The organism is Delftia sp. WSY_22 (genome assembly GCF_043104185.1).
GTDB lineage: Bacteria > Pseudomonadota > Gammaproteobacteria > Burkholderiales > Burkholderiaceae_C > Comamonas > Comamonas tsuruhatensis.
The window spans coordinates 155,845-179,291 of sequence record NZ_JBICKN010000017.1 but is presented as its reverse complement, the minus strand read 5'-3'; the positions used below and the strand labels follow the sequence as shown (position 1 = coordinate 179,291).

The 23,447-nt window shown below is 66.9% G+C and carries 27 protein-coding genes; 10 read left to right on the top strand and 17 right to left on the bottom strand.

All coding sequences use genetic code 11. The annotated features are described in order from the left end of the window. Position 1: 1 nt before the first annotated feature. The 5 genes from ACF8NF_RS09470 to ACF8NF_RS09450 all read right to left on the bottom strand — a co-directional run bounded on the left by ACF8NF_RS09470 (position 2) and on the right by ACF8NF_RS09450 (position 6,008). A complete protein-coding gene (locus ACF8NF_RS09470) occupies positions 2-553 on the bottom strand; it encodes a DUF2478 domain-containing protein (RefSeq protein WP_016448340.1) in 552 nt (183 codons plus the stop codon). 132 nt (positions 554-685) lie between these two features. Then, positions 686-2,740 (bottom strand): TonB-dependent receptor plug domain-containing protein, encoded by a 2,055-nt coding sequence (locus ACF8NF_RS09465; protein WP_392450501.1) that lies wholly within the window; start codon positions 2,738-2,740, stop codon positions 686-688. 189 nt (positions 2,741-2,929) lie between these two features. Beyond that, positions 2,930-4,879, bottom strand: a complete 1,950-nt coding sequence (mnmC, locus tag ACF8NF_RS09460; protein ID WP_392450500.1) for an FAD-dependent 5-carboxymethylaminomethyl-2-thiouridine(34) oxidoreductase MnmC — start codon at positions 4,877-4,879, stop codon at positions 2,930-2,932. A 15-nt stretch (positions 4,880-4,894) separates the two neighbouring features. After that, positions 4,895-5,563 (bottom strand): trimeric intracellular cation channel family protein, encoded by a 669-nt coding sequence (locus tag ACF8NF_RS09455; protein WP_016453307.1) that lies wholly within the window; start codon positions 5,561-5,563, stop codon positions 4,895-4,897. Positions 5,564-5,735: 172 nt separating this feature from the next. Next, positions 5,736-6,008: an oxidative damage protection protein gene (locus tag ACF8NF_RS09450; protein WP_012206441.1), complete on the bottom strand. Its 273-nt coding sequence runs from the start codon at positions 6,006-6,008 to the stop codon at positions 5,736-5,738. A 144-nt stretch (positions 6,009-6,152) separates the two neighbouring features. On the opposite strand from ACF8NF_RS09450, the gene ACF8NF_RS09445 reads away from it, so the two are divergent. The 7 genes from ACF8NF_RS09445 (at position 6,153) to ACF8NF_RS09415 (ending at position 12,954) form a co-directional block, all read left to right on the top strand. Then, positions 6,153-7,175, top strand: coding sequence for a sulfate ABC transporter substrate-binding protein (locus ACF8NF_RS09445; protein ID WP_012206440.1), 1,023 nt, complete (start codon positions 6,153-6,155; stop codon positions 7,173-7,175). A 370-nt stretch (positions 7,176-7,545) separates the two neighbouring features. Further along, positions 7,546-8,547, top strand: a complete 1,002-nt coding sequence (locus ACF8NF_RS09440; RefSeq protein ID WP_313281115.1) for a sulfonate ABC transporter substrate-binding protein — start codon at positions 7,546-7,548, stop codon at positions 8,545-8,547. Positions 8,548-8,570: 23 nt separating this feature from the next. Then, positions 8,571-9,626 (top strand): aliphatic sulfonate ABC transporter substrate-binding protein, encoded by a 1,056-nt coding sequence (locus ACF8NF_RS09435; protein WP_133072953.1) that lies wholly within the window; start codon positions 8,571-8,573, stop codon positions 9,624-9,626. Between the two features lie 38 nt (positions 9,627-9,664). Continuing rightward, positions 9,665-10,825: an FMNH2-dependent alkanesulfonate monooxygenase gene (gene ssuD / locus ACF8NF_RS09430; RefSeq protein WP_012206437.1), complete on the top strand. Its 1,161-nt coding sequence runs from the start codon at positions 9,665-9,667 to the stop codon at positions 10,823-10,825. Between the two features lie 11 nt (positions 10,826-10,836). Continuing rightward, positions 10,837-11,688, top strand: a complete 852-nt coding sequence (ssuC, locus tag ACF8NF_RS09425; protein WP_012206436.1) for an aliphatic sulfonate ABC transporter permease SsuC — start codon at positions 10,837-10,839, stop codon at positions 11,686-11,688. Between the two features lie 15 nt (positions 11,689-11,703). After that, the gene (locus ACF8NF_RS09420; protein ID WP_392450499.1) at positions 11,704-12,684 is read left to right on the top strand and encodes an ATP-binding cassette domain-containing protein; all 981 of its coding nucleotides are present in this window, start codon (positions 11,704-11,706) and stop codon (positions 12,682-12,684) included. Positions 12,685-12,738: 54 nt separating this feature from the next. Then, positions 12,739-12,954: a molybdopterin-binding protein gene (locus ACF8NF_RS09415; protein WP_012206434.1), complete on the top strand. Its 216-nt coding sequence runs from the start codon at positions 12,739-12,741 to the stop codon at positions 12,952-12,954. A gap of 54 nt (positions 12,955-13,008) precedes the next feature. On the opposite strand, the gene ACF8NF_RS09410 is transcribed toward ACF8NF_RS09415, so the two are convergent. From ACF8NF_RS09410 to ACF8NF_RS09395, 4 genes are read right to left on the bottom strand one after another with little or no spacing between them, the layout of a single operon-like run. Further along, a complete protein-coding gene (locus ACF8NF_RS09410) occupies positions 13,009-13,488 on the bottom strand; it encodes a DUF2269 domain-containing protein (protein ID WP_043791520.1) in 480 nt (159 codons plus the stop codon). Further along, a complete protein-coding gene (locus tag ACF8NF_RS09405; RefSeq protein ID WP_392413955.1) occupies positions 13,485-13,889 on the bottom strand; it encodes a DoxX-like family protein in 405 nt (134 codons plus the stop codon). The genes ACF8NF_RS09410 and ACF8NF_RS09405 overlap by 4 nt, the downstream gene beginning before the upstream one ends. After that, positions 13,882-14,751, bottom strand: a complete 870-nt coding sequence (locus ACF8NF_RS09400; protein WP_392450498.1) for an NAD-dependent epimerase/dehydratase family protein — start codon at positions 14,749-14,751, stop codon at positions 13,882-13,884. Before ACF8NF_RS09400 ends, ACF8NF_RS09405 begins: the two co-directional genes overlap by 8 nt. A gap of 38 nt (positions 14,752-14,789) precedes the next feature. Then, positions 14,790-15,344, bottom strand: a complete 555-nt coding sequence (locus ACF8NF_RS09395; protein ID WP_034364559.1) for a GbsR/MarR family transcriptional regulator — start codon at positions 15,342-15,344, stop codon at positions 14,790-14,792. Positions 15,345-15,531: 187 nt separating this feature from the next. Here ACF8NF_RS09395 and ACF8NF_RS09390 point away from each other — a divergent pair, with 187 nt between their 5' ends. Then, on the top strand, positions 15,532-15,849 hold the full coding sequence (locus tag ACF8NF_RS09390; RefSeq protein ID WP_043791529.1) for a hypothetical protein: 318 nt from the start codon (positions 15,532-15,534) through the stop codon (positions 15,847-15,849). A gap of 76 nt (positions 15,850-15,925) precedes the next feature. After that, positions 15,926-17,398, top strand: a complete 1,473-nt coding sequence (rlmD, locus tag ACF8NF_RS09385; RefSeq protein ID WP_277848675.1) for a 23S rRNA (uracil(1939)-C(5))-methyltransferase RlmD — start codon at positions 15,926-15,928, stop codon at positions 17,396-17,398. Between the two features lie 88 nt (positions 17,399-17,486). Here rlmD and ACF8NF_RS09380 read toward each other — a convergent pair whose 3' ends face one another. After that, a complete protein-coding gene (locus ACF8NF_RS09380; RefSeq protein WP_016448327.1) occupies positions 17,487-17,915 on the bottom strand; it encodes a hypothetical protein in 429 nt (142 codons plus the stop codon). Positions 17,916-17,983: 68 nt separating this feature from the next. Then, entirely contained in the window at positions 17,984-18,676 is a 693-nt protein-coding gene (locus ACF8NF_RS09375) for a Bax inhibitor-1/YccA family protein (protein ID WP_012206426.1), read from the bottom strand. Positions 18,677-18,866: 190 nt separating this feature from the next. Between ACF8NF_RS09375 and ACF8NF_RS09370 the strand changes: the two genes are divergently transcribed. Further along, a complete protein-coding gene (locus ACF8NF_RS09370; protein ID WP_133072960.1) occupies positions 18,867-19,274 on the top strand; it encodes a heme-binding protein in 408 nt (135 codons plus the stop codon). A gap of 266 nt (positions 19,275-19,540) precedes the next feature. Here the strand turns inward: ACF8NF_RS09370 and ACF8NF_RS09365 are convergent, their stop codons facing one another. The 6 genes from ACF8NF_RS09365 to ACF8NF_RS09340 all read right to left on the bottom strand — a co-directional run bounded on the left by ACF8NF_RS09365 (position 19,541) and on the right by ACF8NF_RS09340 (position 23,443). Further along, entirely contained in the window at positions 19,541-19,762 is a 222-nt protein-coding gene (locus ACF8NF_RS09365) for a hemin uptake protein HemP (protein WP_016448325.1), read from the bottom strand. Positions 19,763-19,975: 213 nt separating this feature from the next. Continuing rightward, on the bottom strand, positions 19,976-20,389 hold the full coding sequence (locus ACF8NF_RS09360) for a biopolymer transporter ExbD (RefSeq protein ID WP_016448324.1): 414 nt from the start codon (positions 20,387-20,389) through the stop codon (positions 19,976-19,978). A gap of 3 nt (positions 20,390-20,392) precedes the next feature. Further along, positions 20,393-21,115 carry a MotA/TolQ/ExbB proton channel family protein gene (locus ACF8NF_RS09355; protein ID WP_016448323.1) on the bottom strand — a complete coding sequence of 241 codons (723 nt, stop codon included), beginning with the start codon at positions 21,113-21,115 and terminating at the stop codon, positions 20,393-20,395. A 15-nt stretch (positions 21,116-21,130) separates the two neighbouring features. Next, a complete protein-coding gene (locus tag ACF8NF_RS09350) occupies positions 21,131-21,835 on the bottom strand; it encodes an energy transducer TonB (RefSeq protein ID WP_016448322.1) in 705 nt (234 codons plus the stop codon). A gap of 101 nt (positions 21,836-21,936) precedes the next feature. Then, entirely contained in the window at positions 21,937-22,209 is a 273-nt protein-coding gene (locus tag ACF8NF_RS09345) for a bacterioferritin-associated ferredoxin (protein ID WP_016448321.1), read from the bottom strand. Between the two features lie 106 nt (positions 22,210-22,315). Beyond that, positions 22,316-23,443 carry an alpha-hydroxy acid oxidase gene (locus ACF8NF_RS09340; protein WP_193726212.1) on the bottom strand — a complete coding sequence of 376 codons (1,128 nt, stop codon included), beginning with the start codon at positions 23,441-23,443 and terminating at the stop codon, positions 22,316-22,318. Between the last annotated feature and the right edge of the window lie 4 nt (positions 23,444-23,447).

Genomic DNA, 23,447 nt, shown 5'->3' with positions numbered 1-23,447 from the left:
GTCAGGGGATGGGGCTGGCGCAGCCACGGCGCTCAAGCTGTGCCTGGCACCATTGCTCGATCTGCACCTCATCGGCTGCCAGCTCGGCATGCAGGCTGCCGGTGTACCTGCGCCAGTCTTCAAGATGGCGGGCCGCGACGGCCGTGAGCACGGGCGTGCCGGCTTCGACAAAGGCCGCGAATTCGGCGGCAAAGCCCTGGCCCGAGGCCTCGACGATGCCGAAGCGGTTGATCACCACCAGATCCACGCCATCGTCCAGCGCCTGGCGCAGCACGGCGCTGGCCTGGGCCAGGGCCTGGGGGTTGAGGCTGCAGGCGCGCGAGGCGCAGCCCAGGTCCTGGGACAGCTCGAATTGGCGGTCACTGCGCAGGTCGAACAGCTGCATGCGCTTGTTGCCGTTGGCATAGCGGTCCTGGCGATGCACCAGCCCGCCCACGCGCCAGCCCGCGCCTTGCAGGCGGCGTGCCACGCGTTCGAGCAGCAGCTCCATTGCATGCTCGTCGTCGGGATGGACCAGGGCGGCCAGGGGCAGGGTGGTGAAGGGCGGGTTCATGGCATGCAGGTTGATGCGTATCAATGGGGCTGTTGTACTCCTGCCCGACCCCGGTGTCGTTGACCATGGGCAGCTTGGCTGGACCCGGAGCGCAGGCAGACGTGGGCGGGCGCTTCGCGCCAGGTCCGCTCCTCAGAAGCGATAGCCCAGGTTGACATACCAGCTGCGGCCCGGCATGGGCAGGCCGTCATCGAGCTGGTACCACTTGTCGCCGATATTGGCCACGCCAAAGTCCACGGTGATGTCGCTGCGCGGCTTGTAGCGTGCACGCAGGTTGGCAATGCCGTAGCCGGGCAGCTTGAGCGTCTGCAGCTGGCCGCTGCCCGACAGCGGCACGTAGCGGCCCTTCTCGGTCTCGACCTCAGCATTGAATTCCCACTGCGCCAGCGGACGCCACTGGACACCGGCCAGCAGGCGGTGGCGCGGCGTGTGGGTCAGCGTGATGCTGGAGTCGCTGGTGTTGCGGCGGTTCAGGTAGGTGTAGCCGGCGTTCACGCCCCATTGCGCCGACAGTTGCTGGGCCAGGGACAGCTCCATGCCGATGTTGCGCGTGCGCCCCACGTTCTGCGCCTGGTTGCAGGTGGTGCCGCCGCATTCGGCAGAGGCCACGACCACGGTCTGGATCTGGTTGCGCACGCGGCTGTAGAACAGCGCGGCCTGGCCCTGGCCGCCCTGCCAGGGCGAGCCGCTGACGCCCAGCTCCAGGTGGTTGGCCGTCTCGGGCTGCAGGTCGGGGTTGGCCAGGGCCGTGCCCATGCGTGCCGAGTAGCGGTCCTTGATGGTGGGAAAGCGCGTCTTGTGCGAGGCGATGAAATACGCCTCGCTGCCGCCGCCCAGCGCATAGCCGAGCTTGGCCACGCCAATGGTGGCGCTGGCCGAGCCCGTGGGCCACTGGTAGACCTCGCGCGCATCGCGCTGGTCGTGGCTGAGCGCCAGGTTCAGGCTCCAGCGCTCGGCCAGGGAGATCGTGTCCTCGACCACCAGGGAATGCGTCACGTCGCGGTAGTGCTTGCTGGGGTCCTTGGCCGAGGCAGCATCGGTGTGCTCGTCGATCTTGTAGTGCGCGCCCAGGCGCAGCGCATGGCCCTTGAAGCTGTAGTTGGCCCACTCGATGCTGGCGCCCTGGCTCACGTCCTTGTAGCTGCTGGTGGGGTCATGGCGCGTGTAGCTCGCGTCCGTGTACATGTCCAGGCCGTTTTGGTAGGTGTCGTGGTAGATGCGTGTCTTGAGCAGGTTGTCGGCATTGATGCGCGTGGTGCTCAGAAAGTACACGCTGTCCTTGTCCCAATAGGGCCAGCGCCAGTAGCGGATGACGTTCTTGCCCGTGGCGCTGCCGGTGTACACGGGGTTGCCCTTCTCGCCTTCCTGGCGCACATAGCCCAGCGCGTATTCGTCCGTGGCATTGGGCGTCAGGCCCAGCTTGAACGACAGCCGCCTGTCCGTGCGGTAGGCGTTGTCGCGGTAGTTGCCCGTGTCGGTGGGCTGCTTCTTGAAGTCCTTGAAGCCCTTGGGCAGCGGAAAACTGTCCGCGTCCAGGTAGGAGGCGCCAAGCTGGTAGTACCAGGAGCCCAGATTGCCGCCCAGGTTCACGGCGGCCTTGCGTTCGCCGCCTGCGCCTGCGCCGATGCGCGCATCGCCCTCGACGGATTTGACCGGCTTGCGCGTGACCAGGTTGATGGCGCCGCCCAGCGTATTGGGGCCATACATCAGCGAGGCGCCAGCCTTGGCCACGCGGATCTCGGACAGGTCGAACGTGGTGAAGCGGCCGAAGTCCACATAGCCGTCATAGGGCACGTACAGCGGCACGCCGTCCACGAAGACCGGCACCTGGCGCGGATCGAAGCCGCGCAGGTAGATCATTTCCTCGTTGCGATTGTTGCGCGACAGCGTGGCGCCCGGCAGCAGGCGCACGGCGTCGGCCACGGTGTCGGCATTGCGCTGGCGCATCTCGGCGGCGTCCAGTCGCTGTTCATCGCCGGATATTGCCTCTGCTTCATCACGCGCACCGTGCACATCGACCGTGCCCAGCTGGAAGGTCTGCGAAGACTGTGCTGCGGACGTGCCCGATTGGGCTTGTGCCTGGGTGCTGGCGGCCAGTCCCGCAAGCAGCAGGGCGTGGGCCAGCGTGGATTGCAGGCGGAAGGCAGGGGAGGAGGCTGGGGCGCTGTAGCGGGGCTGGAGAGGCACGATTTTCGGTTGTTGTGTGGGTGGACGCGGAGCGGCTGGTTGTTTCCTTTTGAAAACAGGTTCCGGATTCTAGCGATATGCACTAACAAACATAACGAGTGACAAAAAACCGTCTGCGGGAAGACTCGGGTTTTCTTTCAGGCCGTTGTGTGAATGCCCGGCCGTCCAGCGGCCGGGCGGTTCAACGGCTCAGCGCCTGCGGCCCAGGCGCTCGCTGGCCAGGGCAGCCGCCAGCCTGGCATCCAGGGGCAGCGGTTCGTCGTGCAGGCGTGCTGCCAGCAGCTCGCCGCACAGCAGCGACAGCGTGAGCCCGCGCGAGCCCATGGCCGTCAGCGCCCACAAGCCGGGAGCCTGATCGGACACCGGTCCGACCACGGGCAGCCGGTCTGGCGAGGCCACGCGCACGGCGCCCCAGGTGGCGCGCGGTGGCGCGTCGAAGAAGCCTTGCAGGCCCTGGTAGGCACCTGGCAGCAGCTGCGCCAGCTTGGCGCCATTGGCTGCATGGGCAGCGGCCTGGTCTCCGGGGCTGGGCGGCAGCGCGGTCTGGTCGCGCTCGAAGGTCGATCCCATGACCCAGCCTGGCCCGGCTGCATCGCCGGGCAGCGGCATGGCAGGCACCAGGTTGCCATGGCCGTTGACGGGAAAGGGCGGCATGGCCTGTGCGCTGGCCGGGGTGTGCACATCCCAGCTGACCTGGCCGCGAATGGGCTGCAGCGGCCAGGCGGCCTGCGCACCCAGGCTGTGCTCCAGCAGCGCATTGGTTGCGGGGCCCAGTGCGAGAACGACCAGTTCAGCCTCGGCCAGCAGATTGCCCTGTGCATCCAGGGCCTGCCAGACGGGCGCGCCACCGGCTGTGTCGGTGCGTGCAAGACGCGCCACGCAGGCGCGGCCCTGCCAGCGCACGCCCGGCAGCGCCAGTTGCGCCTGCACCAGCCGTGCCGGGCGTACCCAGCCAGCTTGCGCATGCCAGCAGGCAGGGGCGTCGGCGGGCAGGCCGGCCGCCGAGAGTTGATCGGCGCTGGCGGGCCGGCTCCAGTGGTCGCCCGGGCCGGGGGATTGCCAGTCGCGCGGCAGCCGCGGGGCGGCCTCCACGCCGTGCTCCAGCACGCCGGTATCGCACCAGTCCGTGCCCTGTTGCAGCAGGCCCTGGCCGGAGAGCATTTGCAGCTGCGCCAGGGTCAGGCGTGCGCCGTCGCGGCTCAGGCGGGACAGCAGGCTGTCATCGGGCGAGACATGGGGGCAGAACAGGCCCGCGGGCAGGGCCGAGGCGCCCGCTGCAGGCGCGTCGGCAGCATCCAGCACGGTGACCTGCCAGCCACGGCGCGACAGGCTGGCGGCGGCGGCTGCACCGGCGATGCCTGCACCCAGCACCATGCAGCGCCGTGGGGTGATGGGTTCCTGCGGCTGTGCACCCGGCCCGCGCGGCCCACGTGGCCCGCGCGGTTGCCAGGCCGGGTCGAAGACGGCATGCAGGTTGTGGCGCTTGGGTGGGACGCCATCGACCTTGCGCACCTGAAAGCCGTGCTGTGCCAGGCCATCGCGCACCGTGCGCGCCACGCACCAGGTGGACAGCTGCGTGCCGCGCCGGCAATGGCGCGCCAGCGCGCGCAGGGTGTCGGCGCTCCAGAGGTCGGGGTTGAGTTCCGGCGTGAAGCCGTCCAGGTAGATGCTGTCGGCCGTGAGCTGCTGGCGCCGCAGCATGGCCTGGGCATCGCCGATGTACAGCGTCAGCAGCACGCGCCCCTGCTCGAAGGCGAGGCGGTGCACGCCGGGCAGCAGGCCCTGGAACCGGGTGGCCAGCTCCTCGGCCAGCAGGCGCAATCCTGGCTCGCGCGGCATGGCCTGGCGCATGGCGTCGGCGCTGACGGGAAAGGCTTCGGCCGAGACGAAATGCAGCAGCCTCGGGCGCCGGGGATCGGCCTTCCAGGCTTCCCAGGCCACGAGGAAATTCAGCCCGAACCCGAAACCGGTCTCCAGGATGCGCCATTGCGGCGCATCGGCCCAGGCCGCCGGCAGGCCGCAGCCGCCCAGAAAGACGTGGCGGGCCTGGTCCAGGCCGCCGAGTTCGCTGTGGTAGCGGTCGCCGAAGCGCGGGCTGTAGGGCGTGCCATCGGGCAGCCAGTCAATGGGTTCGGACATGGGCAAGGGGCAGAACTACTCCTCCCAGCGCTGCTGGTAGGAGAACACGGGCAGGCGCCACTTGAAGCGGATGGCGGCCAGGCGCAGCGTGAGTCCGCCGGCAAAGCAGACGACGGTGCTGAGGTTGGAGCCCACGTCCAGCGTGCGCAGCCCCAGGAACAGCAGGCACACGGCCAGGGACACGCTGGCGTACAGCTCGCGCCGGAAGACGACCGGCACCTGGTTGCACAGCACGTCGCGCAGAATGCCGCCGCTGATGCCGGTCAGCATGCCCGACATCACCACCACCACGGGCGGGTAGCCCAGCTCCAGCGCCACGTTGCAGCCGATCAGCGAGAAGGCGATCAGCCCCATGGCGTCTAGCAGCAGAAAGACCTGCTTGAGATGGTGCATGTGGCGCGCCACGACGATGGTCAGCAGCCCGGCCGAGATGACCAGGTAGACATATTCAGGGTGCTGCGTCCAGCCGATGGGGTAGTGGCCCAGCACCATGTCGCGGATGGTGCCGCCGCCCAGCGCGGTGACGAAGGCGATCACGGCCACGCCGAAGATGTCCATGTTGCGCCGGCCCGCCGCCAGCGCGCCCGACATGGCTTCGGCCGTGATGGCCACGAGGTAGATCACCAGCATGACGGTGAACTGCGATGCCTGGAACGATTCCAGCAGGGAGACGGATGGAAGCACGGAAAACCTCGGATGAAGACCGGCCCGCGCCGCAGGGTGTGCGGCCACTGCGCCGTCCAGCGCAAGAAGGCGGGCATTGTAGGCGGTCTCTGGGCGGCGGCCGTTTGCGGCACCGCAAATGAAACCGCCCCCGGCGCGGTGCGACGGGGGCGGTGAAAGGGCACGAAGCGGCTCAGGCCGTAGGAGGCACGTAGCCGGCCGCCGCATCGGCGCCGCCGCCGAAGAAGTGGTTTTCCATCTGGCGGGCCAGGTACTGGCGGGCGCGTGCGTCGGCCAGGTTCAGGCGGTTTTCGTTGACCAGCATCGTCTGGTGCTTGAGCCAGTCGGCCCAGGCCTGCTTGCTCACGCCTTCAAAAATGCGCTTGCCCAGCTCGCCGGGGTAGGGCGGGAAATCCAGGCCTTCAGCGTCAACGCCAAGCTTGATGCAGTGAACGGTACGTGCCATGGGGAATTGAGTCCTTGTCTTGCAGAGATTCAGATGTTTTGGGAATAACAAACTGAAATCTTATTGGTTTGAGTTTTAAGAGTTGGCTTTGAGAATGCTTTCCACGGCACCAGACCGTCGTCTCCACTCTCTACCGACACTCCAATGAAAATTCGCCGCCACTTTATCAAGTTTCCTGTCGCCGCCGGCCTGATCGCGGGCTTGACCCTGTCGGCTCTGCCGGCGTTGGCCCAGTCGGTGCAACTGCTCAATGTCTCCTACGATCCGACGCGCGAGCTGTACGTGGAGTACAACCAGGCCTTCGCCAAGCACTGGAAGGCCAAGAGCGGCCAGGACGTGAGCGTCAAGCAGTCGCACGGCGGCTCGGGCAAGCAGGCGCGTTCGATCATCGACGGCATCGACGCCGACGTGGCCACGCTGGCGCTGGCCGGCGACATCGACGCCCTGGTCAAGAACGGCAACCTGCTCAAGGCCGACTGGCAAAAGCGCCTGCCTCACAACTCGGCGCCCTACAGCTCCACCATCGTCTTCCTGGTGAAGAAGGGCAATCCCAAGAACCTCAAGGACTGGGACGACCTGGTCAAGCCTGGCGTGCAGGTGATCACGCCCAACCCCAAGACCAGCGGCGGTGCGCGCTGGAACTACCTGGCCGCCTGGGAATTCGCCAAGCGCAAGTACGGCGGCGACGCACAGGCCAAGGACTTCATCGGCAAGCTGTTCAAGAACGTGCCCGTGCTGGACACGGGCGCGCGCGGCGCCACCATCACCTTCGTGCAGCGCGGCGTGGGCGATGTGCTGCTGGCCTGGGAGAACGAGGCCTTCCTGGCACTCAAGGAGTTCGGTCCCGACAAATTCCAGATCGTCGTGCCTTCGCTGTCCATCCTGGCCGAGCCTTCGGTGGCCGTGGTCGACAAGGTCGTGGACAAGAAGGGCACGCGCGCCGTGGCCGAGGAGTACCTGAAGTACCTGTACTCCGAGGAAGGCCAGCGCATCGCCGGCCGCAACTACTACCGTCCCACGGATGCCAAGGTCAAGGCCGAGTTCGCGGACAAGTTCCCCAAGCTGGAGCTGGTCACCATCGACCAGGCCTTTGGCGGCTGGGCCAAGGCCGACAAGGACCACTTTGCCGACGGCGGCAGCTTCGACCAGATCTACACCAAGAAGTGAGTGCGGCGCGCCGGCCTGGCCGGCGCCCACCCACTGAATTCACCCGCTTTCCCAGATCTCTGCCAACTACCACGATCCGCCATGTCCATCTTGCTGACTTCCCGCCACTCTTTGCAGGCCCCGCGCCGCACGGCGCAGGCAGGCGTGGTGGCATCCAGCTCTTTTCCTCGCTTCGAGACCATGGCCTTCGCCAGCCGGCGATGTAGCACCTGACGACTCCGTGCGGCGCGCCTGCAGGCCTGGCCCTGCAGTCGGCTGCCCCTTGCTCCGCCTTCCCTTTTTTTGTTTTCTGGCTGCATGCCGCGCGCATGCATGGGCAGCGCTTTGCCTGCGCCACGCACCACGCACCACTCTTCCAAGGATGTCCGTCATGGTCTCGTTTGATTCTTTCCCCCGACACACAGCCAACTGGCGCCGACGCCAGCTGCTGGGCGCGGGCCTTGCCTCAGCAGCCGCCACGTTGGGCGGCCCGGCCCTGGCCCAGGACAAGGCGGGTGACCGCGTGCTGCGCGTGGGCCACCAAAAGGGCTGGCTGTCCATCCTGAAGAGCCGGGGCACGCTGGAAAAGCGGCTGGCGCCGCTGGGCGTGTCGGTGCGCTGGATCGAGTTCAACGCCGGCCCCGTGCAGCTGGAGGCGCTGAACGTGGGCTCCATCGACTTCGGCGATGTGGGCGAGGCCCCGCCCATCTTTGCGCAGGCCGCAGGCGCACCTTTGGTCTATGCGGGCGCCACCGTGCCGCGCCCCGGGCTGGAGGCGGTGATCGTGCCCAAGGACTCGCCCATCCGCAGCGTGCAGGACCTCAAGGGCAAGCGCGTGGCCTACAACAAGGGCTCGAACGTGCAGTACTTCCTGGTCAAGCTGCTGGAAAAGCATGGCTTGAAGTACGGCGATGTGCAGTCCGTCTTCCTGGCGCCGGCCGATGCGCGCGCCGCCTTCGAGCGCGGCTCCGTCGATGCCTGGCTGATCTGGGACCCCTTCCTGGCTGCCGCGCAAAAGACGCTGGACGCCCGCCTGCTGGCCGATGCCACGGGCGTGGTCAACAACCGCGCCTACTACTTCACCTCGCGCGATTTCGCCACGCGCAATGCCGATGTGCTGCGCATTGCCATCGAAGAGGTCGATGGGATTGACCGCTGGGCCTCGAAGAACCAGACGGCCGCTGCCGCCGAGCTGTCCAGCATCCTGGGGCTGGACAAGTCCATCACCGAGCTGTACCTGAGCCGTGCCCGCTTCGGCACCTCGTCCGTGACGCGCGAGATCCTGGCCGAGCAGCAGCAGATCGCCGACACCTTCTTCGAGCTCAAGCTCATCCCCCGCAAGCTCAACCTGCTGCATGCCGCGCCGGTGGACCTGATCGCGTCGCGTCCCTGAGCCCACTGCAAGGAGTCCGCACCATGAATGCCAATTCCAAGAAGCCCCGCCTGGACCGCGTGCGCCGCCAGGCCCTGCAACTGCTGGGCACTACCGCCTTCAGCTGGAGCCTGGCCGGCCAGTACGCACGCGCCGAGACGCCGGCCGCGGTGGCCGGGCCCGAGCAGTTGCGCATCGGCTACCAGAAGTCGGCCGTCAACCTGGTCATCCTCAAGCAGCAAGGCGTGCTGGAAAAGCGCTTTGCGGGCACCAAGGTCAGCTGGCTGGAGTTTCCGGCCGGCCCCCAGCTGCTGGAGGCCCTGGCCGCAGGCAGCCTGGATTTCGGCCTGACCGGCGATTCACCCCCGGTCTTTGCCCAGGCCGCGGGCCGTGACCTGCTGTACGTGGGCGCCGAGCCGCCCAAGCCCGAAAGCTCGGCCATCCTCGTGCCGTCGGACTCGCCGCTGCGCGCCCTGGCCGACCTCAAGGGCCGGCGCGTGGCGCTGCAAAAAGGCTCCAGCGCCCATTACCTGCTGGTGCGCGCGCTGGACAAGGCGGGCCTGGCCTGGAACGAGATCCAGCCCGTCTACCTGGCCCCGGCCGATGCGCGCGCCGCCTTCGAGCGCAAGAGCGTGGACGCCTGGGCCATCTGGGACCCGTTCTACGCGGCCACCGAGCTGGCGATTCGCCCGCGCGTGCTGGCCAATGGCGAAGGCCTGTCGGGCAACGCCTCGTTCTACCTGGCCGCGCGCGGACTGGTGGAGCGCCATCCGCAGGTGCTGCGCGCGCTGTTCGATGAGCTCACGCGCGCCGATCGCCTGGCCCAGAGCGCACGCCAGGAGGCCGTGGCCCTGGTGGCCGGCTTCAGCGGCCTGGATACGGCGGTGGTCAGCCGCTTCATTGCGCGCCGGCCCAGCTCCCCCGTGGGCCTGCTGGCTGCGCAGACCGTGGTGGACCAGCAGCGCGTGGCCGATGCATTTTTTCGGCTGGGCCTGATTCCGCGCCAGGTGCAGGTGGCCGACATCGTCTGGCGGCCCTCGGCGGCCGAGTACGCGCGGCTGGCCGAGCCTGCGGCGGCACGGCCTTCTTCCGCCCTTTGATTTCCTTCCTCGATTCCGTCCCCTGACTGGAGCAGCGCATGCAGGTTTTCTGGTTCATTCCCACCCACGGCGACAGCCGCTACCTCGGCACGGCCGAGGGCGCCCGCCCGCTCAGCCACGACTATGTCAAGCAGGTCGCCATCGCGGCCGACAGCCTGGGCTACGAGGGCGTGCTGATTCCCACGGGCCGCTCCTGCGAGGACCCCTGGGTCGTCGCCTCCAGCCTGATTCCGGTCACCAGGCGCCTGAAGTTCCTGGTCGCCGTGCGGCCCGGCCTGCACCAGCCCAGCCTGGCGGCGCGCATGGCGGCCTCGTTCGACCGCCTGTCGGGCGGGCGGCTGCTGATCAACCTGGTCACGGGCGGCGACCGTGCCGAGCTGGAGGGCGACGGCGTCTTCCTCGACCATGCGCAGCGCTACGAGCAATCGGCCGAGTTCATCCGCATCTGGCGCGAGATCCTTGAGCGCAGCCATGAGGGCGGCACGCTCGACTACGAAGGTGAACACCTCTCGGTCAAGGGCGCCAAGCTGTTGTTCCCGCCGCTGCAAAAGCCGTATCCGCCCGTGTACTTCGGCGGTTCGTCCGAGGCCGCGCACGACCTGGCCGCCGAGCAGGTCGATGCCTACCTGACCTGGGGCGAGCCCCCGGCCGAGGTGGCCAAGAAGATTGCCGATGTGCGCGAGAAGGCGGCGCGCCATGGCCGCAGCGTGAAGTTCGGCATCCGCCTGCACGTCATCGTGCGCGAGACCGAGGACGAGGCCTGGGCCGATGCCGATCGCCTGATCAGCCGCCTCAAGGACGAGACCGTGGTTCAGGCCCAGGCCGCCTTCGCGCGCATGGACTCGGAAGGCCAGCGCCGCATGGCCGCCCTGCATGCCGGCGGCAGCCGCCGCACGCGGGCCGAGCTGGAGATCAGCCCCAACCTCTGGGCCGGCGTGGGCCTGGTGCGCGGCGGCGCGGGCACGGCCCTGGTGGGCGATGCGCAGACCGTGGCCGACCGCATCAAGGAGTACGCGGACCTGGGCATAGACACCTTCGTGCTGTCCGGCTATCCGCACCTGGAAGAGGCCTACCGCTTTGCCGAGCTGGTCTTCCCGCTGCTGCCGCTGTCCGTGCGCGACAGGCTGGCTGGCGGCGTGGGCGGGCCGCTGGGCGAGACCGTTGCCAACCTGTACTCGCCGCGGGCGTCGCAAAGCTGAGGGAGTCACGCATGTCCGATGCACGTACCGTTACTGCGCTGCCGGCCTCCTCGGCCCCCCCGGCCGGCGATGCCTGGTCGCCGCTGCTGCGCTTTGCGGCCGGCGTGGGCCGCCGCCTGGTGCCCTGGCTGGTGCCGCTGGCGCTGATCGCCGTCTGGCAGGCCGCCTCGGCGTGGGGCTGGCTGTCCACGCGGGTGCTGCCCGCTCCGCTGGATGTGCTGCGCGCCGCGCAGGCGCTGGCCGAGTCGGGAGAGCTGCTCAAGCATGTGCAGGTGAGCGCGGGCCGCGCGCTGGGTGGCCTGGCCATCGGCGGCGGGCTGGGGCTGGCGCTGGGCCTGCTCACGGGCTCGCTGCGCTGGGCGGAGACGCTGCTGGACTCCACCATCCAGATGGTGCGCAACATTCCCGCGCTGGCGCTGATTCCGCTGGTCATCCTGTGGTTCGGCATCGACGAGAGCGCCAAGCTGTTCCTGATCAGCGTGTCGGTGTTCTTTCCCATCTACCTGAACACCTTCCACGGCATACGCAATGTGGACCCTGCGCTGATCGAGATGGGGCGCAGCTACGGCCTCACGCGCTGGCAGCTGTACCGCGAGGTCATCCTGCCGGGCGCGCTGTCCTCCATCCTGGTGGGCCTGCGTTTTTCGCTGGGCCTGATGTGGGTGATCCTGATCGTGGCCGAGACCATCTCGGCGCAGTCGGGCATCGGCTACCTGACCATGAACGCCCGCGAGTTCCTGCAGACCGACGTGGTGCTGGTCGGCATCCTGCTGTACGCCCTGCTGGGCAAGCTGGCCGACTGGTTTGCGCGTGCGCTGGAGCACTGGTGGCTGCGCTGGCATCCGGGCTACCAGCCCAAGTGACACAAGGAGCACGACATGAGCCGATGGAACCGCATGAAGACCACGCTGGCACAGGCCGTGGAGCTGAACACCACCGCGCCGGCGATGGCCTGGGAGGCCTCGTTCGACGCCGATGGCCTGGACGTCAGCGACCGCCTGGCCCAGAACGACGATGCGCCGCAGTCCGCATCCCCCCAATCCGCACCGCGCCGTGGCGTGCGCCTGCAGGCCGGCGGGCTGACCAAGCGCTACGGCCAGCGCGAGGTGCTGCACGAAGTGCAGCTGCAGGTGGAGCCTGGCGAATTCGTCGCCATCGTGGGCCGCAGCGGCTGCGGCAAGAGCACCTTGCTGCGCCTGGTCGCAGGCCTGGAACAGGCCACGGCCGGCACCCTGCTGCTGGACGGCGAGCCCGCCCGCGCCGTGCAGGGCGCGCAGGGCGGCACGCGCATCATGTTCCAGGATGCGCGCCTGCTGCCCTGGCGGCGCGTGCTGGCCAATGTGACGCTGGGCCTGCCCGCCTCGGCCCAGGAGCGTGGCCGCGAAGTGCTGGCCCAGGTCGGCCTGGCCGACCGCGCGGGCGAATGGCCGGCGCGCCTGTCCGGCGGCCAGCGCCAGCGCGTGGCCCTGGCGCGCGCCCTGGTGCACCGCCCGCAACTGCTGCTGCTGGACGAGCCGCTGGGCGCGCTCGATGCGCTCACCCGCATAGAGATGCACCGCCTGATCGAAGGCCTGTGGCAGCGCCACGGCTTCACGGCCCTGCTGGTCACGCATGACGTGCAGGAGGCCGTGGCCCTGGCCGACCGCGTGGTGCTGATCGAGGACGGCCGCATAGCGCTGGATGAACGCATCGCCCTGCCACGGCCGCGCGTGCACGGCAGCGTGGCGCTGGCGGCCATCGAGCAACGCATTCTCGACCGCGTGCTGCAAAAGCCCGCCGCCGAGCCCGAAGCCAATCCGCTGACCGACACCACGGCCTGGCCCGGCGTGCCGGCCCATGGCCTGCGCTGGGCGGTCTGACTTTCCGTTTTCCCCAACCTTCCTTTGATTCCTTTTGATCCCCAGGAGAAAAACATGTCCATTCAAGCCATCAACGTGCGCAACCAGTTCAAGGGCCAAGTGCGCGAAATCATCCGTGGCGATGTCGTCTCCGAAGTCGACGTGCAGACGCCCTGGGGCGTGGTCACCTCGGTGATCACCACGCGCTCGGTGGACGAGCTGGGCCTGGTCGTGGGCTCCGACGTGGTGGCCCTGGTCAAATCCACCGAAGTGTCCATTGCCAAGCTCTGAGGCCAAGCTCTGAGGCCAAGCTCTGAGGCCAGGCACTGAAGGCACTGCCGATGCTCAACCGCCCCAGAGCATCGGCTTGTTGACCATCAGGTAATAGGTCACGGCCATGGCGATGAAGGCCGGGTAGCCCAGCGCCTCCCAGCGCCGGGCATAGACGGCATACAGCGCGGGCAGGGCGGCCTGCGCTGCGTGCGCGCCGCGCGCCATGGCGGCCATGCGCACCTGCAGCCAGACCACGGGCAGCCAGCAGACGCCGGCCAGCAGGTACAGGCCCAGCGACAGTGCCAGCCACGGCGTGGTCAACGGCCAGCCCGCCATATGGGCCAGGGCAATGCCGCTCACAGGCTGTATGACCACGCAGGGCGTGGTAAACCACCAGTCCGCACGCACCACCAGGCGGCTGACCACGGCCTGGGCAGCGACGCTGCCGCTGCGGTTGGCGAAGAACATGTAGAAGGCCGAGCCCAGGCCGGTGCCGACCAGCAGCACGCTGGACGCGATATGCAGCGTCTTGAGCAACAGGTAGAGATTCATGCGGACTCCTTGGACGTGACAGGTGCCTGCATCAGGTGCAGCAGCATGGCTGCGATCGGCAGGTTCTTGAGCAGCGGCCCCAGCGGGTGCAGCCACAGCGTGGGCTGCAGCGCCGTGGCCAGCACGGTCATGGCAGCCATCAGCAGCAAGGCCGCCAGATAGCTCTCCCGGCCCGGCCGCAGCCACAGCGCCAGGCCCACGGCCAGGTCGGCGAGCAGGCCGCTCCAGATCAGGAACGTCTGCCAGCGCGCATCGTGGATGCCGGCGTCGGCCAGCACCTGCACGCTCAGGCCCCGGTGCTCGATGGCACTGACCAGGGCCGTGCCCAGCCAGACGGCGATCAGGCTCAAGTGCATGGTGCGCAGCGGCGCTGGAACGGTGCGAGAGCGGCGCTCATCCATGGCGCAAGGTGGACAGCAGTTGGGAGGGCGCAACGCCGGGCCGGCCCAGCAGGCCTTGCAGGCCAGCCGGATCAGTGACGTTGTCGCTGGCCAGCATGGCCAGTGTCTCGCTGCACCAGGGTGAGGCGCTGACCCAGTCGCCAGCGCGTGCGCTGGCGCGGGTGAGCCAGCCGGGCAGCGTGCCCACGCGAGCGGGGGCGCGGCCCATCTGCGCGCGCAGGCTGGCAATCAGCGCGGCCAGCGGCAAGGGCAGGGGGCCGCCGATCTCGATCATGCCCACGGGCTCGGGGCGCGTCACCAGGCCGGCCACGGCCTCGGCCAAGTCGCGCACGGCCACGGGCTGCACGCGGGCCTGCAGCACGGGGCGCGGCAGCAGCAGCGCCGGCAGGCGCGCCATGGACAGGAACATCTCGCTGCTGGCGCCGCCAGCGCCGAACACCACGCTGGGGCGGACCACGCAGCCTTGCAGATGTCCGGCTGCCGTGAGTGCCAGCAGATGCTCGTCAGCGGCGCGCTTGGTGGTGGCGTAGCGCGTGGCACTGCCTTCTATGCCCAGGGCAGAGATCTGCACCACGCGCCGCACGCCGGCCGCCGCGCAGGCATCGAACAGGGCGATGGGGGCCTTGGCATGCATGGCATCGATGGGCCGGGAGGCGCTGTCGCGCAGCACGCCCACGGCATTGACCACGGCATCCACGCCCGCCAGGTGCGGCAGCCAGGCCTCGGGCGTGGTGGCCTTAGCGTAGTCGAGCGCAGGCAGTGAATGGCGGCTGCGCGCCACGGGGTCGTGGCCGGCCAGGGCCAGCAGGTTGACGATATGGCGGCCGATGAAGCCGTTGCCGCCGCAGACCAGAATACGCATGGTGACCTCCAGTTTCTCTTGTGACGGAAATTTCAGGCTCAGCGTCCGCGCTTGACACGGGTGTCAGCGGCCTCGGAGCGCACGAAGCGCTGCACGCTGGCGCCCAGGCGCAGGAGCTTGTCCAGCGTGGAGGGCGACAGCCGCAGCATCTCGTCGGTCCAGATGCCCAGCGACTCCATGAGGCGCAGCGTCTCGTGCACGCGGTCCTGGGTGTCGGGGGATTCGGCATCGAAACCGGGCTCGGCGATCAGTTCGCGCAGCATCTCGGAGGTCGGGTCGAACTCGCGCTGCTTGCGCTCCCGCACGATGGTGCGCAGCAGCTCCCAGACATCGGACGAGGTCTCGAAGTAGTCGCGGCGATCGCCGGGCCTGCGGCTGGTGCGGATCAGCTCCCAGTCCTGCAGTTCCTTGAGGCTGTTGCTCACGTTGGAGCGAGCGGCGCCCAGCGTGCCGGCAATCTCTTCCGCATTGAGCGGGCGGCCATGGAAAAACAGCAGGGCGTGGATCTGGGCGACCGTGCGGTTCACTCCCCAGGAGCTGCCCATGTCGCCCCAATGGTGGATGAAACGGTGTGCGATGGGACTCAGTTGCATGGCCTCAGTGTCTGCAGACCTGAAATTTCTGTCAAGAGAGAAATTTGAGAAAGCTGAAAAATCAAAACCGGCTGCAGCGCGGAGGCGGCACCTGGCGGGGCGCGGCATGTGCTGCTCCATAATGCTGGGCAGCCTGGCCTGCCACCCAGTACATACACAGGCGGGCCACCGTTTTGAGGGGAACACCATGACTGCTGTGCAAAACCTGCGTGCCATCACCGTGCTGGCCGCCTGCGCGCTGGCGCAGGCTGCGTCTGCCGCCTGCTATTCCGTCTACACGCCCGAGCAGGAACTGATCTACCGCTCCAACCGCCCGCCGGTGGACCTGACCTTGCCGCTGCACCAGACCGTGGAAAAGATCGAGCGCGGCGCCACCATGGTGTTCACGCTGGACGAGTTCAACTGCCTCACTGAAGTCAACCTGCTGGCCGAACGCGAGCAACTGGCGCGTGCACGCCAGGAGCGCCAGCGGGACCTGGGCCGCAGCAGCACGCCGCGCTCCTGAGGGGCAAAAGCGAGTTCGGGGCTTTTTTGGGGGGCCGCCACCAGGGCAATCGGAGAGCCTGAGACAATCTGGCCCCATGAGTGAACCCCGCGACAACAAGATCCCCGACAACCTGCCCGAAGCCGACGCCGACGCCCCTGCACTGCCCGAAGGCTGGCTGCAGGTGCTGTCCATGGATATGGACGCCCAGGGCGTGGCCCGCAAGAGCGATGGCAAGGTGGTATTCATCGACGGCGCACTGCCGACCGAGCTGGTCAGCGCCAATACCCATCGCAAGAAAAACAACTGGGAAGCCGCCAGCCTGACGGCCATCCACCGCGAATCCTCCCAGCGCGTGCGCCCCGGCTGCCCCAACTTCGGCTTGCATGCCGGCGCCTGCGGCGGCTGCAAGATGCAGCATCTGCACGTCGCTGCCCAGGTGGCCATCAAGCAGCGCGTGCTGGAGGACAACCTCTGGCATCTGGCCAAGGTCAGGCCCGAGACGCTGCTGCGCCCCATCGAGGGTCCGTCCTGGGGCTACCGCTTCCGCTCGCGCCTGTCGGTGCGCTACGTGGCCAAGAAGGGCAAGGTGCTGGTGGGCTTTCACGAGCGCAAGAGCCGCTACATCGCCGACATGGAGACCTGCAAGGTCCTGCCGCCCCATGTGGATGCCATGCTGCTGCCCATGCGCGCGCTGATCGCCTCCATGGATGCGCGCGAAACCTGCCCGCAGATCGAGGTCGCCTGCGGCGACTCCGTCACGGCCCTGGTGCTGCGCCACCTGGAGCCGCTGTCCGAGGACGATCAGGCCCGGCTCCGCGCTTTCGCGGCCGAGCACAACGTGCAGTGGTGGCTTCAACCCAAGGGCCCGGACACCGTGCACCTTATGGAGCAGGGAGGCGCCCAGCTCGATTACGGCCTGCCTGATTTCGGCATCACCATGCCGTTCAAGCCCACGGACTTCACCCAGGTCAATCCGCACATCAACCGCGTGCTGGTCACGCGCGCGCTGCGCTTGCTGGATGTCAAGAAGGATGAGCGCGTGATCGACTGGTTCTGCGGTCTGGGCAACTTCACCCTGCCCCTGGCCACGCAGGCGCGCGAGGTGCTGGGCATCGAGGGCAGCGACACCCTGGTCAAGCGCTCCCATGAAAACTACGCGGCCAACAACGCGCAGCGGGCGGAAGGCGACAAGCTCGCGCCCACGCGCTTTGTGGCGCGCAACCTGTTCGAGATGACGCCCGAGATGCTGTTCGCCGACGGCGTCGCCGGCAAGTGGCTGGTCGATCCGCCGCGCGAAGGAGCGTTTGCGCTGTCCAAGGCCCTGGCCGACATCCACCAGGCGCGCATCGGCGCCGAAGGCGCCGAGCCCCTGCCGGCAGGGCATGAGGACTGGCGCTTTCCAGAGCGCATCGTCTATGTCAGCTGCAATCCCGCCACGCTGGCACGCGATGCCGGTTTGCTGGTGCACCTGGCCGGCTATCACTGTGTTTCGGCCGGCGTGGTCAACATGTTCCCGCACACGGCCCATGTGGAGAGCATGGCGGTGTTCGAGCGTCGCGTGGACTGACGGCGGCCCCGCAGGCCCTGCATGAAAAAGCCGTGGCCGCCTGAGGGCGCCACGGCTTTTTTGCGGCCGGATCCGGATGCCTGCCGGATCAGCTGCGATTGCGTCCTGCCGAAGGCTCGGCAGGCACATCTTCCTTGTCGCTGCGGCGGCGGTCACTCTGGCCCAGGACCGAAGGCGTGCCCTCGATCTTGTTGGCGCGCATGTACTCGTCCATATCCTTCCAGCCTGCGAACACCAGGGCCTTGGGCGATTTGGGGTTGAGCGTGTAGCAATCCTCCAGCCCGCGCAGGGCATGGCGGCAGGCCCCGCCAATGGCCTTGGCCTCGGCCTCCTTGGCGACGGCGCGGGGGTCCGGCCCCAGGCCCGGAATATCATCCAGCTTGCAGCCGGCAAGCAGCGTGGGCAGCAGCAGGATGGCGAAGGTGCGGGGAAGATTAGGCATGGTCATCTTGACGAGATTATCGGCACGACCCGGAAAAAGTTGAGCCCGCCTTGCACGAATGATGATCCCGGACATGCAAAAGGCCTCCCGAAGGAGGCCTTTGGTGTTGCAGCACGCAAGGCGCAGCCTTGGCGCGTGCGGCATCAGTCGCGTTCGCCGCCCATGATGCCCAGCAGGGCCAGCAGGCTCTGGAACACGTTGAACAGGTCCAGGTACAGGGCCAGCGTGGCGCTGATGTAGTTGGTCTCGCCGCCGTCCATGATCTGCTTGAGGTCATAGAGCATGTAGGCGCTGAAGATGCCGATGGCCGCCACCGAGATCGCCATCATGCCGGCCGTGGAGCCGATGAAGACGTTGATGATGGAGCCCACGAACAGCACCAGCACGCCCACGAACAGGAACTTGCCCATGCCCGACAGGTCGCGCTTGATCACCGTGGCCAGCGAGGCCATGACCAGGAACACGCCGGCCGTGCCTGCAAAGGCGGTCATGATCAGCTCGGAGCCGTTCTTGAAGCCCAGTATCATGCCGATCATGCGCGACAGCATCAGGCCCATGAAGAAGGTAAAGCCCAGAAGCACGGGAATGCCGGCTGCCGAGTGCTTTGTCTTCTCGATGGCGAACATGAAGCCGAAGGCGCCGCCCAGGAAGACGATGAGCCCCAGACCGCCGCTCAGCGAGCGCGTGATGCCCGTGGCCACGCCCAGCCAAGCGCCCAGCACGGTGGGGAGAAGACTCAGGGCCAGCAGCCAGTAGGTGTTGCGCAATACGCGATTGCGCTCTTGCTGCGAGACACCGTAGCCCGCAGAGCCCAGTGTGGTGACTTGATCATTCATGTGGCCAGTCCTCCGAAGGAGTGTTGTTGCGACTTGCCCATTCTAGGTGGCGGCTCGCGCGCCGCTTGCAATACCCCGAGCCGCTGCCATGGTTTGGTTTCGAATGTTTTGTTCTGCGCATGCATTGTCAGTCCTCATACGATTGCTATGCTTATAGGACATTTGTGATGGAATGGATAACTGCAATCTTATGAAGACCAAGCATGAACTCGAACTGGCCGACGTGAAGGCCATTGCCGCCGCCGCAGAGGCCGAGGCGCTGAAGAACAAGTGGGCCGTGACCATTGCCATCGTCGATGACGGCGGTCACCTGCTGTGGCTGCAGCGCCTCGATGGCGCCGCCGCAGTCTCGGCCCATATCGCTCCGTCCAAGGCCCGTTCGGCTGCCCTGGGCCGCCGCGACACCAAGGGCTATGAAGACATGATCAACAACGGCCGTACGGCCTTCCTGAGCGCCCCCACGGTGGACGGCCTGCTCGAAGGCGGCGTGGCCATCATGAAGGACGGCCAGTGCCTGGGTGCCGTGGGCGTCAGCGGCGTCAAGGCCAACGAGGATGCCCAGGTGGCCAGCGCCGGCATTGCGGCTCTGAGTCTGTAAAAAACCCCTGATGCACCCTGCATGAATCTGCCTTTCGGGCCGATTCATGAGGCAAAGAAAAAGCCCCTGTACTGAGGTACAGGGGCTTTTTCTTTGAAGCGATCCACATTGCAGCGCAGGGAAAAAATGCTTGGCTACGCAAAATCCGAAGATTCTGTTGGCTGGCTAATCGACCTTTGGGACTGGAAGCCCCAAGGTCGCCCCACGATGAAACAAAGAAGCGGTCAGCGGACCCGAACATGACCCGCCGACGGCTGCAATCTTGGTTATTTGGTCAGGATGAGCTTGCCCAGCTTGGTGGCCTGCAGACGATAGGGTGTGCCGTTGTGCACGATGGTCACAGCCTTTTGCCCATTGAGCAGCAAGGTGCTGTCGAGTCCGCTGGCGGCCCCGCTGAGGGCTGCGGATGCTGCGGCCTGCAGCGCTGCAAAGGCCTGGGCTGTGGAGTTGCCGGACAGATGCGAGGTGGCGGCGGAAGTGGCAGACATGCAGGGAATTCCTCAAAAATTGGAAAGTTTTGTGAATGATAACAATTCTCAATTGAAAATCAAGTGAGACTTACTCTCATTGTGGTTTCTGCCCCCCGAACGACCGAACGCCTGATCACCTCGCGAGCTTGTTCCAAGAGCGGGCCGCAATGGAAAACGGCCCCGAAGGGCCGTTGTCGCTGAGCGCCAGGCAACGAATGCCGCTCTCGCGGCCTACTTGACGGGGTCCGTCACAAAGCCGATCTTGCGCACGCCGGCACGCTGGGCGGCGGCCATGGCCTGGGCAACACGCTCGTAGCGCACTTCCTTGTCGCCCTGGATGTGCAGGTCGGGTTGCGGCTCCTTGGCTGCCTCGGCCTTGAGGTTTTCCTCGAACTGCGTATCGCTCACGGCCACGCCATTCCAGTGGTACTGGCCATCAGCGGACACGGCCAGGCGCACGGTGGCGGGCTTGACGTCTTCGGGCTGGTTGGTGGCGCGGGGCAGGTCCACGTTCACCGAATGCTTCATCACCGGCACGGTGATGATGAAGATGATCAGAAGCACCAGCATGACGTCGACCAGCGGCGTCATGTTGATCTCGTTCATCACCTCTTCGCCGTCATCATCCATTGTTCCGAATGCCATGGCTTACGCGCCTTTCTTCAGCGGCAGCACATTGCCGGCTTCCTTGCCGTCGATGGACACACGGGCGCCGGTCACGAAGTAGGCGTGCATGTCGTGGGCAAAGCTGTTGAGTGCGTTGAGGATGGACTTGTTGCCACGCACCACGGCGTTGTAGCCGAGCACGGCCGGAATGGCCACGGCCAGACCCAGGGCCGTCATGATCAGCGCCTCGCCGATGGGGCCTGCCACCTTGTCGATGGAGGACTGGCCCGACAGGCCGATGGCGACCAGTGCGTGGTAGATGCCCCAGACGGTGCCGAACAGGCCGATGAAGGGAGCTGTAGAGCCCACGGAGGCCAGAATGGCCAGGCCCGATTGCAGGCGGGCCGTGAACTCGCTGATGCCGTTGCGCATGCAGCGGGTCACCCAGTCGCTGATGTCAAGCGTGTCGTGCAGGTGGGCGCTGGTCTTGCGGTGGTGGGCAGTGGCTTCGCGGCCTTCGAGCACCAGGTAGCGGAAGGGGTTGGACCGGTCATTGCCGAGCTTTTCCAGGCCGCTGGCCAGGTCGGGGCTGTGCCAGAAGTCCTGGGCGTTGCGGGCGTACTTCTTGAACTTCACGATGTCCAGGGCCTTGATGATCATCACCAGCCAAGAGGCCACCGACATGGCCAGCAGGATGACGGCGACGGCACGGGTGACGAAGTCTCCCTGCGTCCAGACGTGGGCAATGCCGAATTGGGAATCCATGGATACTCCTGAGAATCAATTGAGGGTGAATTTGACCGGGACCGTAACCCACATGGGGGTTGGCGTGCCGTTGCTCTTGCCGGGGACGAACTTCCAGTTCTTGACGCCGTCCACGGCCTGCTGGTCCAGACGGTCGTAGCCGCTGGATTTGCTGACCTCGATCTTCTGAGGCAGGCCTTGCGCATCCACGAAGATGCGCAGCATCACGGTTCCCTGCTCGCCCATGCGCCGGCTGATGGCAGGGTAGTTGGGCGCCGGGTTGTTCAGGTAGGCGGCATTGTTGGATGGCAGCTCGATCTTGGGCGGTGCCGGAGGGGCAGGAGGCGCGGGCGGGGCAGGTGGGGCGGGCGGTGCCGGGGGGGCCGGCGGCGCCTCCACCACGGGCTTGGGCTCGTCTTCCAGCGTGCCTCGCGGCGCCGCAGGTGCCGGCTTGGGATCGGCAATGGCCTTGGGCAGAGGCGGCGCCTTCTTCACGACCGGCTGTGGCTTGGGGGGGGGCGGTGGCGGCGGAGGTGGCTTGGGGGCCTCGGGCTCGGGCGCGGGTGGCGAAATGAATTCCGCGATCACCTGGGCTGGCACGATGACCTCTTCGGGGGCGCGCTGGAGCAGGCCATGCTGCATCGCCCAGAGGGTTGCTGCATGCAAGACCACGACCGAACCCGCGATGGCCACGTTACGGCCAAGGCCCCCGGGGGGGCCAAAACGATCAGACTGGGACATAGAGACAGAAGGAGCTGACAGCGGATAGGTGCCGGGTGCTGTCGCTCGGAAGACGGAGTATCAGCTGCGCAGGATCCACCAGGTGCATGTAACGACGAGGATCAGGCTGCCGACAAGTGCTGAGAGGAGGACCATGCTTTGCTCTCCAGGATATTGTTGGCAAGCTGGACGGTCTGGGCCGCGATCTCGTTGTGTATGGCCGCCACGGGCTGGGTTGCGCAGCATTGCGCCACCACATCCCGGGCACAACTCTCGCACCGGCCACACTGCATGGCGATACCCAATTCGAATTGGATTTCGTCAAAGCTCATGCCAGCGTGAGCGTGGCGTGCGATCTCACGGTCGGAAACCCGGCGACATACACAGACGATCATGGCTACAGGCAGTAATGGCTGGCTATTGATGAGATGAAAAATTATAAATGAGAATTCATCGCATTTGCAATTCTTGGTTGTCTGTAGGGCTGTATGGCCTTGCGCTTTACTCGGTATCCAGTAGCTCCACAGTGGCCTGCGCGAGGGTTGCACAGCCTGTCAGGGCCATGGCGACCTCCAGTTCGTCGCGCAGCAGCCTCAGTACGTGGGCCACGCCAGCGGCACCTGCATTGGCCAGACCCCAGATTATCGGGCGGCCTATCAGCACAGCCGTTGCACCGAGAGCGATGGCCTTGAGCACATCGGTGCCTCGCCGTATGCCGCCGTCGGCGAGCACAGGGAGCGCATGGCCCGAGTTGCGCAAGGCCTTGGTGACGCGCGCCAGTGCGGTGGCCGTTGCGGGAACGGTATCCAGCGTGCGTCCCCCGTGGTTGGAAACAATGATGCCTGCCACGCCCGATCTCGCCGCCTGCAGCGCGTCAGCCGGATGCAGCACCCCCTTGAGCAGCACTGGCAGGCGTGTCTGCTGCTGCAGCCAGGCGACGTCATCCCAGGTGGGCGCATGCTGCAGCAGGCCGTCGAACAGTGCGCTCTGGTCCGGTGTGAGCCGGACGGCCGGAGATGGAGCCAGGCCCTGCAGATTGACGGCAGAAATGCCGGCGGGAAGGCTAAAGCGCGCGCGGCGTTCACGGTCCCGTACGCCGCTGGCGGGGGCGTCCACCGTCAGCACCAGCGCTTCGTAGCCTGCCGCCTCGGCCCGTTCGATCAATTGCCTGGTAAAGCCCCGGTCGTGCTGCAGGTACAGCTGGAACCATAGCGGCCCGCGGGTCGGCGTGAGCTGTGCGGCCTTCGCCACAGTCTCCAGCGGCAGGCTGGCCTGGGTGCTGAGCACCATGCCCGCGCCCAGCGCCGCAGCCGCATAGGCTGTTGCAAGCTCTGCGTCGGCATGCGCCATTTGCTGGAAGGCCATGGGGGCGACCAGCAGGGGGCAGGCCAGCTCTCGCCCCAGCAGTTGCAGCCGTGTGTTTCCCCCTGCAAGAGGCCTGAGTACGCGTGGCCACAACGTGAGCGCATCCCAGGCGCTGCGGTTGGCGGCAAGGCTGTGCTCATCGGCCGCGCCGCCCGAGAAGTAGGCCCAGGCGTTGTCGTCCAACCGCTGCCGCGCCTGGATCTCGTGGTCGGCCAGATTGATGATGCCGTCGGGAACGGCTTGCAGTGCGGGCACTTGGCTCATGGCA

Bases quoted from the DNA above. Each gene is read 5' to 3' on its own strand.
- ACF8NF_RS09440 (WP_313281115.1), top strand. From the start codon at position 7,546: ATGGTCTCGTTTGATTCTTTCCCCCGACACACAGCCAACTGGCGCCGA.
- ssuC (WP_012206436.1), top strand. From the start codon at position 10,837: ATGTCCGATGCACGTACCGTTACTGCGCTGCCGGCCTCCTCGGCCCCC.
- ACF8NF_RS09400 (WP_392450498.1), bottom strand. From the start codon at position 14,751: ATGCGTATTCTGGTCTGCGGCGGCAACGGCTTCATCGGCCGCCATATC.
- ACF8NF_RS09350 (WP_016448322.1), bottom strand. From the start codon at position 21,835: ATGTCCCAGTCTGATCGTTTTGGCCCCCCCGGGGGCCTTGGCCGTAAC.
- ACF8NF_RS09380 (WP_016448327.1), bottom strand. From the start codon at position 17,915: ATGTCCGGGATCATCATTCGTGCAAGGCGGGCTCAACTTTTTCCGGGT.
- ACF8NF_RS09410 (WP_043791520.1), bottom strand. From the start codon at position 13,488: ATGAATCTCTACCTGTTGCTCAAGACGCTGCATATCGCGTCCAGCGTG.
- ssuD (WP_012206437.1), top strand. From the start codon at position 9,665: ATGCAGGTTTTCTGGTTCATTCCCACCCACGGCGACAGCCGCTACCTC.
- ACF8NF_RS09355 (WP_016448323.1), bottom strand. From the start codon at position 21,115: ATGGATTCCCAATTCGGCATTGCCCACGTCTGGACGCAGGGAGACTTC.
- ACF8NF_RS09415 (WP_012206434.1), top strand. From the start codon at position 12,739: ATGTCCATTCAAGCCATCAACGTGCGCAACCAGTTCAAGGGCCAAGTG.
- ACF8NF_RS09340 (WP_193726212.1), bottom strand. From the start codon at position 23,443: ATGAGCCAAGTGCCCGCACTGCAAGCCGTTCCCGACGGCATCATCAAT.
- ACF8NF_RS09420 (WP_392450499.1), top strand. From the start codon at position 11,704: ATGAGCCGATGGAACCGCATGAAGACCACGCTGGCACAGGCCGTGGAG.
- ACF8NF_RS09435 (WP_133072953.1), top strand. From the start codon at position 8,571: ATGAATGCCAATTCCAAGAAGCCCCGCCTGGACCGCGTGCGCCGCCAG.
- ACF8NF_RS09445 (WP_012206440.1), top strand. From the start codon at position 6,153: ATGAAAATTCGCCGCCACTTTATCAAGTTTCCTGTCGCCGCCGGCCTG.
- ACF8NF_RS09375 (WP_012206426.1), bottom strand. From the start codon at position 18,676: ATGAATGATCAAGTCACCACACTGGGCTCTGCGGGCTACGGTGTCTCG.
- ACF8NF_RS09365 (WP_016448325.1), bottom strand. From the start codon at position 19,762: ATGTCTGCCACTTCCGCCGCCACCTCGCATCTGTCCGGCAACTCCACA.
- ACF8NF_RS09450 (WP_012206441.1), bottom strand. From the start codon at position 6,008: ATGGCACGTACCGTTCACTGCATCAAGCTTGGCGTTGACGCTGAAGGC.
- ACF8NF_RS09360 (WP_016448324.1), bottom strand. From the start codon at position 20,389: ATGGCATTCGGAACAATGGATGATGACGGCGAAGAGGTGATGAACGAG.
- ACF8NF_RS09470 (WP_016448340.1), bottom strand. From the start codon at position 553: ATGAACCCGCCCTTCACCACCCTGCCCCTGGCCGCCCTGGTCCATCCC.
- mnmC (WP_392450500.1), bottom strand. From the start codon at position 4,879: ATGTCCGAACCCATTGACTGGCTGCCCGATGGCACGCCCTACAGCCCG.
- ACF8NF_RS09370 (WP_133072960.1), top strand. From the start codon at position 18,867: ATGAAGACCAAGCATGAACTCGAACTGGCCGACGTGAAGGCCATTGCC.
- ACF8NF_RS09405 (WP_392413955.1), bottom strand. From the start codon at position 13,889: ATGGATGAGCGCCGCTCTCGCACCGTTCCAGCGCCGCTGCGCACCATG.
- ACF8NF_RS09345 (WP_016448321.1), bottom strand. From the start codon at position 22,209: ATGATCGTCTGTGTATGTCGCCGGGTTTCCGACCGTGAGATCGCACGC.
- ACF8NF_RS09395 (WP_034364559.1), bottom strand. From the start codon at position 15,344: ATGCAACTGAGTCCCATCGCACACCGTTTCATCCACCATTGGGGCGAC.
- rlmD (WP_277848675.1), top strand. From the start codon at position 15,926: ATGAGTGAACCCCGCGACAACAAGATCCCCGACAACCTGCCCGAAGCC.
- ACF8NF_RS09390 (WP_043791529.1), top strand. From the start codon at position 15,532: ATGACTGCTGTGCAAAACCTGCGTGCCATCACCGTGCTGGCCGCCTGC.